Annotated in this window: 13 protein-coding genes; 4 read left to right on the top strand and 9 right to left on the bottom strand. The window is 68.6% G+C overall.

The window, feature by feature from the left end; all coding sequences use genetic code 11:
• Positions 1–49: 49 nt before the first annotated feature.
• Together RS901_RS22220 and RS901_RS22215 are read left to right on the top strand one after the other, a co-directional pair.
• Positions 50–667, top strand: a complete 618-nt coding sequence (locus RS901_RS22220; RefSeq protein WP_316155934.1) for a YigZ family protein — start codon at positions 50–52, stop codon at positions 665–667.
• Positions 660–974 (top strand): 2Fe-2S iron-sulfur cluster-binding protein, encoded by a 315-nt coding sequence (locus RS901_RS22215; protein ID WP_316155933.1) that lies wholly within the window; start codon positions 660–662, stop codon positions 972–974. Before RS901_RS22220 ends, RS901_RS22215 begins: the two co-directional genes overlap by 8 nt.
• Before the next feature lie 4 nt (positions 975–978).
• Here RS901_RS22215 and RS901_RS22210 read toward each other — a convergent pair whose 3' ends face one another.
• The 3 genes from RS901_RS22210 to RS901_RS22200 all read right to left on the bottom strand — a co-directional run bounded on the left by RS901_RS22210 (position 979) and on the right by RS901_RS22200 (position 2,773).
• Complete coding sequence (locus tag RS901_RS22210) at positions 979–1,365, bottom strand: type II toxin-antitoxin system VapC family toxin (RefSeq protein ID WP_316155931.1); 387 nt, start codon at positions 1,363–1,365, stop codon at positions 979–981.
• Positions 1,362–1,607, bottom strand: coding sequence for a type II toxin-antitoxin system Phd/YefM family antitoxin (locus RS901_RS22205; RefSeq protein ID WP_018314586.1), 246 nt, complete (start codon positions 1,605–1,607; stop codon positions 1,362–1,364). The genes RS901_RS22210 and RS901_RS22205 overlap by 4 nt, the downstream gene beginning before the upstream one ends.
• A 68-nt stretch (positions 1,608–1,675) precedes the next feature.
• Positions 1,676–2,773 (bottom strand): extracellular catalytic domain type 1 short-chain-length polyhydroxyalkanoate depolymerase, encoded by a 1,098-nt coding sequence (locus RS901_RS22200; protein ID WP_316155927.1) that lies wholly within the window; start codon positions 2,771–2,773, stop codon positions 1,676–1,678.
• 132 nt (positions 2,774–2,905) lie between these two features.
• Between RS901_RS22200 and RS901_RS22195 the strand changes: the two genes are divergently transcribed.
• Positions 2,906–3,106, top strand: coding sequence for a DUF3606 domain-containing protein (locus RS901_RS22195; RefSeq protein ID WP_010810704.1), 201 nt, complete (start codon positions 2,906–2,908; stop codon positions 3,104–3,106).
• 312 nt (positions 3,107–3,418) lie between these two features.
• Positions 3,419–4,168, top strand: a complete 750-nt coding sequence (locus RS901_RS22190) for a carbonic anhydrase family protein (RefSeq protein WP_316155924.1) — start codon at positions 3,419–3,421, stop codon at positions 4,166–4,168.
• Positions 4,169–4,232: 64 nt separating this feature from the next.
• On the opposite strand, the gene RS901_RS22185 is transcribed toward RS901_RS22190, so the two are convergent.
• From RS901_RS22185 to RS901_RS22160, 6 genes are all read right to left on the bottom strand, one after another.
• Complete coding sequence (locus RS901_RS22185; protein WP_316155922.1) at positions 4,233–4,988, bottom strand: sulfite exporter TauE/SafE family protein; 756 nt, start codon at positions 4,986–4,988, stop codon at positions 4,233–4,235.
• A 12-nt stretch (positions 4,989–5,000) separates the two neighbouring features.
• Complete coding sequence (locus RS901_RS22180; protein WP_010810707.1) at positions 5,001–5,357, bottom strand: antibiotic biosynthesis monooxygenase family protein; 357 nt, start codon at positions 5,355–5,357, stop codon at positions 5,001–5,003.
• Between the two features lie 25 nt (positions 5,358–5,382).
• A complete protein-coding gene (locus tag RS901_RS22175) occupies positions 5,383–6,507 on the bottom strand; it encodes a cytochrome P450 (RefSeq protein ID WP_316155916.1) in 1,125 nt (374 codons plus the stop codon).
• Positions 6,508–6,662: 155 nt separating this feature from the next.
• Complete coding sequence (locus RS901_RS22170; protein WP_316155913.1) at positions 6,663–9,839, bottom strand: CusA/CzcA family heavy metal efflux RND transporter; 3,177 nt, start codon at positions 9,837–9,839, stop codon at positions 6,663–6,665.
• Positions 9,840–9,852: 13 nt separating this feature from the next.
• Complete coding sequence (locus RS901_RS22165; RefSeq protein ID WP_316155912.1) at positions 9,853–11,112, bottom strand: efflux RND transporter periplasmic adaptor subunit; 1,260 nt, start codon at positions 11,110–11,112, stop codon at positions 9,853–9,855.
• A 16-nt stretch (positions 11,113–11,128) separates the two neighbouring features.
• Entirely contained in the window at positions 11,129–12,400 is a 1,272-nt protein-coding gene (locus tag RS901_RS22160; RefSeq protein WP_316155910.1) for a TolC family protein, read from the bottom strand.
• Between the last annotated feature and the right edge of the window lie 67 nt (positions 12,401–12,467).

Raw genomic sequence — 12,467 nt, 5'->3', positions numbered from 1 at the left:
TCTGTTGAATGCCGGCAGCCGCCGTTTCTGCCCCCTTCCGCCCTTCCGCTTGCCCACTTACACGCTAGCCACCCCCGTCCAGGCCGAGATCGAAATCCGCAAGAGTCGCTTCCTGGCACTGGCGCTGCCCGTTGCCGACCGTGACGCCGCCATGGCGGCGCTGCAGGCGCTGCGCGCCGAGCACCCTACCGCCACCCACGTGTGCTGGGCATTGCTGGCTGGCGGCGCCTCGGGTATGTCCGACGATGGCGAGCCCTCCGGCACCGCCGGCCGGCCCATCCTGGAAGTGCTGCGCCACCATGACCTTGACGGCGTGCTGGCGGCGGTGGTGCGCTATTACGGTGGCGTCAAACTGGGGGCCGGCGGGTTGGTGCGCGCTTACACCGATGCCATCGCGGCCGCGCTGAAAACGGCCGAGCGCGTGGAACGCATCGCTTACGGCACCCTGACGGTGTCCGTCGACTATGCCGATGAGCCGCGCGTGCGCCGCTGGCTCGACTACGACGCACAGCCGGGCTGCACACTGGCCGACACCGCCTATGGCGCGCAGGCCACGCTGGTCCTGCGCATGCCCGCAACCCAACTCGACGCCGCGCGCGACGCCCTGCGCGACGCGACCCACGGACGCGCCCAATTCCCGGAAGCGGAGGACGAGGCCCATGGCTGAACGCGAGCCGGTGGCGCCGGACGATCGCGCGGAATTCACCGCAAGCGTGCTGCCAGGCAATACCCGCTTCGCCGCGCCGGCGGAGTTGAGCCTGCTGGAAGCTGCCTTGCTCGAAGGCGTGGCGCTGCCCAACTCCTGCCGCAACGGCACCTGCCGCGCCTGCGCCAGCCGGCTGCATGCGGGGACGATCCGCTATCGGATCGAATGGCCGGGGTTGAGTCTGGATGAGAGGGAAGAGGGGCTGATCTTGCCGTGTGTGGCTTGTCCGGCCAGTGATGTGGTGTTTGAGCCGGTAAGTCTTGGGTAGGCGTTCAGATCAGCCGGACAGGCCCGGGGTACTGGGCAACGAGCTGGTCCGATGTCAGCAGCGTAATGCCCTCGACAGTCGCCTGGGCCACCATGAGCCGGTCAAAGGGATCCTTGTGAATCGGAGGAAGGCAATCAATCGCCACCGCGTGTTCGCTGCCGATCGGCAGCTCGCTGTAGCCGTTGTCGATCAAGCCTCTGCGCAACACGCGGGCATCGACCTGAAAGTCCGCGCGGCCGAGCCCTTGCTTGATCGCGACCTCCCATAAACTGGCCGCGCTGAAATAAGGCTTTGTGTCCTCGTTACCTAGTATCGACTGTGCGGCGGGCGACAGGCGCGCAGGCATCAAGGCCGCCCATAGCAAGAGGTGGGTATCAAGCAGGACTTTCATGACTCGCCGCCGAACATGGCTTCAATCTCACGCTGGCCCATGCGATCAAAGTCATCGGGCACCTGACCCTGGCCAGCCATGAACCCCAGCCGCTTGACCTGGTTCGCTTCCGGCGCATTCAATGCAATGACCTTCACCAGTGGCTTACCTGCCTTGGCAATCACAAATGGCTCGCCCTTGGCCGCCTGGTCAACGAGCCGGGAGAGATGCGTCTTCGCGTCGTGAATATTGACGGTTTGCATGACATGACTCACTAAACTAAGTTTAGTTAGTCTAGTCCTACCATATCTCCAAAGCAATAGCCGTTTTTCTAAACTCCAACCGCCAGAAAAAACCGCAACGCCAGCTTCAATCCATCCGGCCCCGCCGGATCGGAGAACGCCTGGCCGCCTGCCCCGCCGCTCCAGGCGTGACCCAGGCCCTCGATCCGCACCAGGCGCACGTAAGGCGACGTTCCCCCCATCCAGTCGGACACATCCATGGCACGGCGCATGCCGCGCTGGATGCGCCGTGCCGGCACCGCGGACAGCGCGTGTGCATCCTCCGGCTGCAGGTGCATCCACATGCCCGCCGCGGCGGTGGCGTTGCTGAAGTCGACCATGTGGTCGGCATCGCCATGCAGCAATAGCAACGGCGGCGGGCGGCGCCCTGCCAGCCCAAACCGCAGCGCCTGCATGGCCTTGGCATCAGGTCCTCGGCCCCCGCGCATGGCGCGCGCTGCCTGGGCGGCATTGGTGGCGCTCCAGGGCACCGCGCCGGAGTGCGATCCCACTGCGGCAAAGCGTTCCGGGTAGCGCAGCCCAAGCATCAGCGCCATCGCGCCGCCCGCGGACAGCCCCAGCACGCTGACGCGGTCCGCGGCAACCGGATGGCTGCGGCAAGCCTGGTCGATCAGCGCCATCAGCAGCCCGGCCTCGACGCCGCCCTGCGCGCCGGGCCGGAACCAGTTCCAGCAGCGCTGTGCGTTGGCCTGCGAGGTCTGTTCAGGCAGCAACACCACCCAGCCGGCTTCGCGCGCCACGGCGGCGGCGCGTGTGACCGCGGCAAAGCTGGCGGCGTCCTGGCCGCAGCCATGCAGCAGCACCAGCATCGGCGCGCGCCGCGACGCCGTGACGCCGGCCGGCACGAAGATGCGGTAGCGGCGCGGTGCCAGTGGCGCGCCCCATGCGCCTTCCTCCCAGCGCCCGCTGCTGCGGCTCTGCGGCGCCTGCACCGGCGATACCACGCCCGACAGTGCGCGCTGCGTGGCGGCCGTGACTGCAGCCGATTGCTTCACCGCATTGCGCACGATGGCCTCGGTCATCGGCCCGGTCAGGTTCTGGTCGACGGCGCGCTGCATGCGGCGCGCATTGCGGGCCGCGGCCTTGTTCAGCGTGGACCAGAGTTTTGCTCCGGATGAGCGGGGCATGCTGCGTCCTGTCGGCTTGGGTAACCCGTACATCATATGCGCAAGCTCAGGCCGTCTTGCATGCAACGCGCGCCGGATGACTGCCTACAATGCAAGGGCCGTGTCGCCCCGAGACATGGACAGGAGGCAAGCATGAGCGATGTGACAAACGAGTTCAGGCCCCTGGATCCTGGCCGCATCAACCTGATGGATCCGCTTGAAGTGCAGTACTGGTGCCGGGAGCTGGGCTGCAGCACCAGCGACCTGGAGAACGCCGTCGATGCCGCGGGCGACCATATCTCCGCGGTACGCGCGCAACTGGAGTCGAACCAGGCCGGCGCGCGGCCTGGCTGAAATCCCGAGACAAACGGTGGCAGGCAGGCATCCCCGGCTGAGCGGGGATGCCTGTGGTGCGTGCCACGTGAGATGTCGGCGCCGTGTCCGTTCCATGACGGCATGCGCGGCACGCATCAATCGCGTGCGCGCATGCAGTCCATACCCTTGTTAAGTGCAGTGCAGACCGGAATTCAGCAATGCCTTATTCGCTGGACGGCAGTTTTGCTGCATGATTTCCGGCCCGGGCAAAGATCCGGCACTCAAGACTGGGGCAGCTTGATAACACCATGTCGGAAAACAAGGGGTTGCCAACACTAGGACGCATCGACAATGAACAACAGGCTGCCGATTATCACGGTTTGCACCGCCTTGCTTGCACCTGCCGCGTGGGCGGGCAATGACCCGCACTGGAGCTATACCGGACCAACCGGTACCAGCCACTGGGCCAGGCTCGGCCAGGACTACAAGACCTGTGCGCTGGGCAAGCACCAGTCGCCCATCGATATCCGCACGGGCAAGACCCAACCCGCGGACCTGAAGCCGATCGGCTTTAGCTACGCCGCGGCGCCCGCCACCGTGGTCAACAACGGCCACACCGTACAGGTCAACCTGCCCGCCGCGGGGCAGATCGAACTCGACGGTGTGCCCTACAAGCTGCTGCAGTTCCACTTCCATACGCCCAGCGAAGAGAAGATCAACGGCAAGACCTATCCGCTGGTCGCGCACCTGGTGCACCAGAATGCAGAAGGCAAGCTGGCGGTGGTGGCGGTGCTGTTCAAATCCGGGCGGGAGAATGCGGCGCTGAAACCCGTCTTCGCGAGCCTGCCGGCCAAGGCCGGAGAGTCGCGCGAACTGGCGGCGCCGCTGGATGTGGCGGCGTTGCTCCCGGAACGGCAGTCGTACTGGGCCTTCACCGGCTCGCTGACCACGCCACCGTGCAGCGAGGACGTGCGCTGGCAGGTGCTCAAGACCCCGGTGGAAGTGTCGCCGGCGCAGTTGGCCGCATTCCGCCAGCTTTATCCGATGAACGCCCGCCCGGTGCAGCCGCTGAACGGCCGCACGGTGCAGGCCAGCCGCTAGAGGACGGCGCACTGTTTGCTCCCCTCCCCCGCAAGCGGGAGAGGGGAGCAAACCGGCAGCGTGCTCAGGACAGCCCGCGCAGCGCCAGTTCGCCGCCCAACACCAGCAGCCCGCAGAAGAACAGCTTGCGGAAGCGCTCGGCGCTGATCCGGTGGCGCAGCCACTGGCCCAGAAACATGCCGCCGAGCGCCGGCACCAGCGCCAGCGCCGAGGCGCCCAGCACCGGCATATGCAGCAGCGACCCGCCCATGGCCAGGCTCACCGCCAGCGCAATGGTCGATACCGTGAACGACAGACCGAGCGCCTGTACCAGGCTTTCCTTGTCCAGCCCGAGCCCCTGCAGGTAAGGCACGGCGGGAATCACGAACACACCGGTCACCGCCGTAATGCCACCCGTGACCAACCCGATCAACGGCCCGAGCCACCGCTGCGCCCCTGCCGGCACCACCAGCTTCACCGCTGCCAGCCCGACCACCGCGTACAGCACCAGCGCCACACCCAATGCCGAGGTAGCGTGAGTCATCATGCCGGCCGGCACCCATGCCGCGCACAGCCAGGTGCCGGCGCAGATCGCCACCAGCATCGGCCACAGCCGTTGCATCAGTTGCCCGAAGCGCGGGCCGCCGAACAGCTGCACCACGTTGGTCACCATCGACGGCGCCACCAGCAGCGCCGCCGCCTGCGCGGGCGGCATCACCAGCCCCAGCATGCCCACCGCAACCGTGGGCAAGCCCAGGCCCACCACCCCTTTGACAAAGCCTGCCAGCAAGAACGTCAGGCCGATAAAGGCGGCTTGGGTGCCGATCGCTTCCATCGTCATCGCTGCGCCCCTTCATCCCGCCTTGTGGTCATGCACAGCGCGGCTGTCCGCCGGCGCCTGGTCGCGTTCATTCAGCCCGTAGTCGCGCAGCACCTGCGCCACGCGCAGCCGGTAGCCGGCAAACACGCCGCCGCGACCGGCCGCCTGCGCCTGGCGATGCGCCAGCGTATTGCGCCAGGCGATCACCGCGGCCTCATCGCGGAAGAACGACAGCGACAGCAGCTTGTTGGGGTTGGTCAGGCTCTGGAAGCGCTCCACCGAGATAAAGCCGTCGATAGCTTCCAGCTGCGGGCGCAGGTGCGCGGCGATGTCGAGATAGTTGTCCTGCCGGCCCGGCGCGGGCTCGACTTCGAAGATGACTGCGATCATGTTGTCTCCTGGGGCAATGGCGGGATCAATGGAAATGCGGAATACGCGCGTTCAGCGACGGACGATAGCGGAATGCCTGCGCCAGCGCGGCCGCATCGGCACCGCGCGCACGCAGCGCCGCCACCGTGGCGGCAGCCAGCGCCTGCGCCAGGCGGTCGCCGGGACAGGCATGGCGGCCGTGGCCGAAGGTCCATGGCCGTTCGCCGGCTTCGGCACCACTGCACGACGCCGCGGCCAGCAGCACCAGCACCGCATCGCCGGCCTTGACGGCGTGGCCGCACAGGTGCGCATCGGCGGCCAGGAAGCGGCGCGTATTCTGCACCGGCGGATCCTCCCGGGCGACCCGCGCCACCACGGCATCGAGCGGCAGCTCTGACTGCGGCGTGTCGCGACCCAGCCGCAGCAGCGTATTCCCGGCAAGCGCCGCGGTGGCTTCGCAGGCCTGCACCAGCAGGCCGATGATGTTGGCGGCGACAGCCTGCGCGTCGATGCCGACGGCACCGGCGGCCTGCCGCAGCGCCGGCAGCGGCCCTGCGCCGGCCGCCACACCTGCAAGCCAGTGGCCCAGCCATTGAGCGGCCTCGGCGCCAGTGTGCACGGCCTGTGCATCGGCCAATGGCGACTGCGCGCCGGCAAAGGCCGCAACGCGTTGTGCGACTTCGGCTGCGTTGCTGCCTTCGCTGGCAACCGGCAGGCCAAGCAGGTCGGCGAGCGTGATGACCGGCAGCGCGAACAGCCAGCGATTGATGCGCTCGCCGGACATGGCGGCCCGGGACGCTGCGCCGGCATCGAGCACCGTCGCCAGCACCGTTGCGCGCTGCGCCGCGGCGGCCGGGTCGATGCCCGCCAGCATCGGCATCAGCAGGGCCTTGAGCGGCGAGTGCGCGGCGCCGTCGTTCATCCGGATCAGCCGGCCGAACAGCTCGCCGGCGGCGGTGCCGGCCAGCGCGGGCGGCACCGGCTGTGCGGGCGGCCGCACGCGGCAGTCGGGGTGGGCGAGCACGTCGGCCACTTCGCGTGGGCCGGCGGCGACCCACAGGCCCAGGCGGTCATCGCGGAAGAATGGCTGGCTGGCGGCCAGCTCGCGGTAGTACGGGTACGGGTCGGGACGGGTGACGGCGCTGAGCGGGTCGATATTGGTATCGGGCATGGCGGCACAGTAGATTGAAGTGCTGGGCCCTTGCAGTGAACCCAGCGCCCGTGGGCGGGCGGACAGTCGCATCATGCCGCTGTGGCGCAGGCCAAAGGTTCATGGTGACATGAACTATCGAATGCAATGGCGCAACACCGCCGCACCCTGCGTCTTCACGCATCCACTCGCGCCAGCTCCCCTTCCCCTTGCGCCGCTTCCGTCGCCGGCTCGTCGTTCCGGTGCGCCAGCCGGTACAGCACCGGCAACACCAGCAAGGTCAGCGCCGTCGACGACAGGATGCCGCCGATGACGACCGTTGCCAGCGGGCGCTGCACCTCGGCACCCGTGCCCGTGGCCAGGGCCATCGGCACGAAGCCCAGCGAAGCCACCAGCGCCGTCATCAGCACCGGCCTCAGCCGCGTCAATGCCCCATCGCGGATCGCCGCATCCAGCCCATGACCGTCCTCGCGCAGCGAGCGGATAAACGACAGCATCACCAGCCCGTTGAGCACCGCCACGCCGCACAGCGCGATAAAGCCCACCGCCGCCGAGATCGACAGCGGAATGCCGCGCAGCCATAGCGCCAGGATGCCGCCGGTCAGCGCGAACGGGATGCCGGTGAAGACCAGCAGCCCGTCCTTGACGTTGCCGAACATGGCGAACAGCAGCACGAACACCATCCCCAGCGCCAGCGGCACTACTATGCGCAGCCGCGCGGTAGCGGACTGCAGCTGCTCGAAGGTGCCGCCCCAGCTGGTCCAGTAGCCCGCCGGGATCTGCACGCGCGCGCGGATGGCGGCCTCGGCCTCTGGCACGAAACTGCCGATATCGCGCCCGCGCACATTGGCGCTGACCACGATGCGGCGCTTGCCGTTCTCGCGCGAGACCTGGTTGGGGCCCGGTGCGATCTCCACGCTGGCGACTTCGCTCAGGGGGATATAGCTGGTGCGCGAGGCGGCTTCCTTCGGCAGCGGCACCGGCAGGCGCCGCAGCGCTTCCACGTCCTCGCGCACGGCATCGGGCAGGCGCACCACGATGTCGAAGCGCCGGTCGCCGCTGAAGAAGGTGCCCGACACCTTGCCACCGATGCCGATCGCCACCGCATCCTGGATATCGCTCAGGTTCAGGCCGTAGCGCGCCGCTTTGTTGCGGTCGATCTGGACCGTCAGCATCGGCAGCCCGGTGGTCTGCTCCACCTTCACTTCGGCCGCGCCGGGAATGTCTTGCAGCACTGCGGCGATGCGGTTGGCGGTCTGTTCCAGCATGGCGTTGTCGTCGCCGAACACCTTGACCGCCACGTCGGAGCGCACGCCCGAGATCAGCTCGTTAAAGCGCAGCTGGATCGGTTGCGAGAACTCATAGTTGTTGCCGGGCAGCTTGCCCACCTCATCGCGGATCGCGGCGATCAGCTCGTCGCGCGTGCGGCGGGGCTCGGGCCATTGCGAAACAGGCTTGAGCATGATGTAGCCGTCGGAGATATTCGGCGGCATCGGGTCGGAGGCGATCTCCGCGGTGCCGGTGCGCGCAAAGATGCGCTCGATCTCCGGGAACTTGGCCTTCAGCGCGGTTTCCACCTGCTGCTGCATCGCCACGGATTGCGTCAGGCTGGTGCCGGGGATGCGCAAGGCCTGGATCGCCAGGTCACCCTCGTTCAGGCTGGGCACGAACTCACTGCCCAGCCGCGTGGCGATGGCCAGGCACAATGCCACCGCCACGCCGGCAAACGTCAGCACCACCGGCGTCGCGGCCAGCGAGCGCTCCAGCAGCACCGCGTAGCGGCGGCGCGCCCAGGCCACCAGCCGGTTCTCGCGCTCGGCCACGCGGTTGCCGATGAACAGCGCCACCGCCGCCGGCACGAAGGTCACCGACAGCACCATTGCGCCCAGCAGCGCCAGCACCACGGTGAAGGCCATCGGGTGGAACATCTTGCCCTCGACCCCGGTCAGCGCAAAGATCGGCAGGTACACCACCATGATGATCAGCTGCCCGTACAGCAGTGGCCGGCGTGCCTCGCGCGCCGCGGCAAAGACTTCATGCAGGCGTTCGCTGCGTGTGAGGGGCCTGCCGTGGCGCTCCTGCGCATGCGCCAGCCGGCGCACGCAGTTCTCGACGATCACCACCGCGCCGTCGACGATGATGCCGAAGTCCAGCGCGCCCAGGCTCATCAGGTTGGCGCTGATGCGGTAATGCACCATGCCCGTGAAGGTGAACAGCATTGACAGCGGGATCACCAGCGCGGTGATCAGCGCCGCGCGCAGGTTGCCCAGGAACAGGAACAGGATGGCGATCACCAGCACCGCGCCTTCCAGCAGGTTCTTCTTGACCGTGGCAATGGCCTTGTCGACCAGCGTGGTGCGGTCGTACACCGTGACGGCCTTCACGCCCTTCGGCAGGGTGCGGTTGATTTCGGCCATCTTGCGATCCACCGCCTGCGAGACCGTGCGGCTGTTCTCGCCGATCAGCATGAACACGGTGCCCAGCACCACCTCGCGGCCGTTCTCGGTGGCCGCGCCGGTGCGCAGCTCGCCGCCGGTCTGCACGGTGGCCACGTCGCGCACGCGGATCGGCTGGCCCTGCGCGGTGCCGACGATCACGTCGCGGATATCGTCGAGCGAGCGCACCTGCCCCGGCACGCGCACCAGGTACTGCTCGCCGCGGCGCTCGATATAGCCGGCGCCGACGTTGTCGTTGTTCTTCTCCAGCGCGCTCACCACATCGGCCAGCGACAACCCGTACGACGCCATGCGCTCCAGGCTGGGCGCAACCACATAAGCGCGCGCATGGCCGCCGATGGCATTGACCTCGGTCACGCCGGGCACGTTACGCAGCTGCGGGCGAATCACCCAGTCCTGGATCTCGCGCAGGTCCGACAGCGCATAGGGCGTGCCGTCCGGCTTGCGCGCGCCGGGGTCGGCCTCGACCGTCCACAGGTAGATTTCGCCCAGCCCGGTCGAGATCGGGCCCATCGCGGGCGTGATGCCGGCGGGCAGCTTGTCGCGCGCTTCCTGGATGCGCTGGTTGACCAGCTGGCGGGCAAAGTGGATATCCGTGCCGTCGCGGAAGATCACCGTCACCTGCGACAGCCCGTAGCGCGACAGCGAGCGGGTCTGCTCCAGCCCGGGCAGGCCCGCCATCACGGTCTCGACCGGATAGGTGATGCGCTGCTCGGTCTCAAGCGGCGAATAGCCCGGCGCGGCGGTGTTGATCTGCACCTGCACGTTGGTGATATCGGGCACCGCGTCGATCGGCAGCCGGGTGTAGCTGTACAGGCCCAGCGCGGCCATGCCCAGCACCGCCAGCAGGACCAGCCAGCGTTGCTCGATGGCAAAGCGGATCAGGCGTTCAAACATGCGTGCCTCCCGCTCAGTGCTCATGCCCGGCGCTGGCTTTGCCCAGCTCGGACTTGAGGATGAAGCTGTTGGCCGCGGCGTAGCGGGCGCCGGCCTGCAGGCCCTCGGTCACCTCCACCAGCTTGCCGCCGGCGCGCCCGGTCTTGACCGGCTGCACCGCAAACCCGCCCGGCACGGCGATGAACACCACGCTCTTGCCGTCGACCTGCTGCACCGCGTCGGCCGCCACCGTCACCGGCACCTGCGCCGGCGCGCCCAGCACGCTGACCGTGACGAACAGCCCCGGGCGCCACGCCATGCCGGGATTGGCCAGCGTCACGCGCGCCTTGGCCGTGCGCGTCTGCTCGCCCAGCAGCGCGCCTACGTAGGACACCTTGCCCTCGGCCTGCGTGTCCGAGGCGCTCGAGCGCACCGTGACCGCTTCGCCCACGCGCACCTGGTCCAGGTCGCGCGCGGACACCACGAACTCCGCCCACACCGAACTCAGGTCGGAGACGGTGAAGACGCTGGTGGCTTCCTGGACCGCTTCGCCCAGCGCCAGGTGCTTCTCGACCACGATGCCATCGAACGGGGCACGCAGCGCAAACTGGTTCAGGCTGCCGCCCTTGCCCGTGCTGTTCTCCGTGGCGCCAATCGCCGTCAGCTTCTGCCGCGCGTTCTGCACCGCGATCTGCGCCTCCTCCAGCGCCGTGCGGGCCTGCTGGTAATCCTGCTCGGCGGAGATCTTCTCCTGCCACAGCGTCTTCTCGCGCGCATAGGTGGCACGCGCCAGCGCCTCGCGCTTCTGCGCCGCCAGCAGCTCGCTGCGCTGCTCGGCCAGCGTCGTGCTGGCAAGCAGCGCCAACACTTCGCCCTTGCGCACCTGCTGGCCAAGGTTGGCCGGCACCGCCTGCGCCACGCCCGCCACGCGCGGCACCACGTGCGTGGTGCGGTCTTCATTGAAGCGGATCTCGCCGGGGAAATCGACGCTGCTGCGCAGCGGCGCCGCGGCCGCAGTGGCGATGCCGATGCCGGCCTGCTGGATCTGCGCCGGCGTCAGCGCGATCAGGTGCGGCTTGCCTTCGGCTTCCGGTTTCGCCGCGGGGGCGCTGGCGTCAGCGTGCACGGCCGCCTTGCCTCCTTCCTTGCCATGTTCGTGCTCGTCGGCATGCCCGTGCCCGGCCTCGCCGGTGGCGCTGCCGCCCTTGCCGGTGAACAGGATCGCCGCGCCGCCCAGCAGCCCCGCGACCAGGATGGCCACCACCGCGGCCCGTTGTTGCTTGCTCATTGCCATGTCTGCAGCTTCCGTATCAGTGTCCGAGGATGCGGTCGATGCTGGCCGCCGCGTCATAGGTGCGGGCCAGCACGTCCAGGTAGCGGATGCGCGCCTGGAACAGCGTGCGCTGGGCATCCAGCACATCGAGGAAATTGAATTTGCCGGCCTCGAACCCGCGCGAGGCGGCGGCATAGGCCTGCTCCGCCGCGGGCAGCACCGAGGCCTGCAGCATCTGCGCCGCGGCGCGCGATACCGACAGCTGCGTCGACGCCTGCTGCAGCTCACCCACCAGGCGGATGCGCGTGGCCGCGTGCGTGTCCTGCGCCTTGTCGGCCCGGCGCAATGCGGCGTAGAGGTTGCCCTGGTTGCGGTCAAACAGCGGCAGCGGGATCGCCACGCCCAGCACGGCCATATTGCGGTTGGCCTCGTTGTCGCGCTTGGCGCCCAGGCTCACGGTCACGTCGGGGTACTGGCGGCTGCGCGCCACGGCGACTTCGGCGCGGCTGCGCTCGGCGGAGAGGCGGCTGGCCGCCAGCTGCGGCGAGTCTTCCAGCGCCGCTTGCAGCGCTGCCGGCGCGGGGCGCGAGGGCAGTGCGTCAAGGTCACCCTGCGCCTGCGCAAAGTGCGGCACGGCATTGCCCCACAGCGCGGCCAGCGACTGACGTGCGGATTGCAGCGCGCCGGTGGCCTCGGCCAGTTCCAGCTCGGCATTGGCCTGTTCGACCCTGGCGCGTGTTTCTTCCAGCGGCGCGACCTTGCCGGCGGCCACGCGCCGCCCCGCCGCCGCGGCCGCCTTGCTGGCGATGCCGACCGAGCCTTCGGCCAGCTTGACGCGTTCCTGCGCCACCAGCACGCCGAAGAAGCGCGCGATCACCGCAGCGCGCAGCTCGGCGCGTGCGCCGCCCAGCTCGGCCTGTGCCAGCTCGCGCCCGCGCTCGGCCACGCCGATGCGCGCGGCGCGCTTGCCGCCGAGTTCGATCGGCAGGTTGATCTGGCCGGTGGTGGAGCGCGTGGCCTTTCGCGTGTCTTCCATCGACAAGGCCAGTTCGGGATTGGGCAGCACGCGCGCCTGCGTGACATCGCCCTCGGTCGCGTCAAGCTCCTTGCCCGCGGCGGACAACGCGAAGCTGCCGGCTTCGGCCAGCGCCAGCGCGGCGTCGAGGGTCAGCGTGCCGGCAGGCTCTTGGCCCGGGGCCGGCGAGGATGCCGATGGCTGCGCCATGGCAGGGGGCGGCGTCTGCGCAACGCCATGGATCGGGCTGGATAGAACGGCCGCCAGCCCAAGCGGCAGCAAAAGTCTTCGCATCGAATTGCACCAGGAAAGAAACCGGGGGAATTCGGCGAGACGCCTGACGTCAGGAACTCAGGAAGAT

The sequence above is a fragment of the Cupriavidus sp. BIC8F genome (assembly GCF_032465815.1).
GTDB classification, from domain to species: domain Bacteria; phylum Pseudomonadota; class Gammaproteobacteria; order Burkholderiales; family Burkholderiaceae; genus Cupriavidus; species Cupriavidus necator.
Note: the sequence above shows the minus strand (reverse complement) of the source record. Positions and strands in the feature narration are given on the sequence as shown.

Coding starts and splice junctions, on each gene's coding strand:
- RS901_RS22200 (WP_316155927.1), bottom strand. CDS start 2,773: ATGCCCCGCTCATCCGGAGCAAAACTCTGGTCCACGCTGAACAAGGCC.
- RS901_RS22180 (WP_010810707.1), bottom strand. CDS start 5,357: ATGATCGCAGTCATCTTCGAAGTCGAGCCCGCGCCGGGCCGGCAGGAC.
- RS901_RS22195 (WP_010810704.1), top strand. CDS start 2,906: ATGAGCGATGTGACAAACGAGTTCAGGCCCCTGGATCCTGGCCGCATC.
- RS901_RS22185 (WP_316155922.1), bottom strand. CDS start 4,988: ATGACGATGGAAGCGATCGGCACCCAAGCCGCCTTTATCGGCCTGACG.
- RS901_RS22190 (WP_316155924.1), top strand. CDS start 3,419: ATGAACAACAGGCTGCCGATTATCACGGTTTGCACCGCCTTGCTTGCA.
- RS901_RS22215 (WP_316155933.1), top strand. CDS start 660: ATGGCTGAACGCGAGCCGGTGGCGCCGGACGATCGCGCGGAATTCACC.
- RS901_RS22160 (WP_316155910.1), bottom strand. CDS start 12,400: ATGCGAAGACTTTTGCTGCCGCTTGGGCTGGCGGCCGTTCTATCCAGC.
- RS901_RS22205 (WP_018314586.1), bottom strand. CDS start 1,607: ATGCAAACCGTCAATATTCACGACGCGAAGACGCATCTCTCCCGGCTC.
- RS901_RS22165 (WP_316155912.1), bottom strand. CDS start 11,112: ATGGCAATGAGCAAGCAACAACGGGCCGCGGTGGTGGCCATCCTGGTC.
- RS901_RS22170 (WP_316155913.1), bottom strand. CDS start 9,839: ATGTTTGAACGCCTGATCCGCTTTGCCATCGAGCAACGCTGGCTGGTC.
- RS901_RS22175 (WP_316155916.1), bottom strand. CDS start 6,507: ATGCCCGATACCAATATCGACCCGCTCAGCGCCGTCACCCGTCCCGAC.
- RS901_RS22210 (WP_316155931.1), bottom strand. CDS start 1,365: ATGAAAGTCCTGCTTGATACCCACCTCTTGCTATGGGCGGCCTTGATG.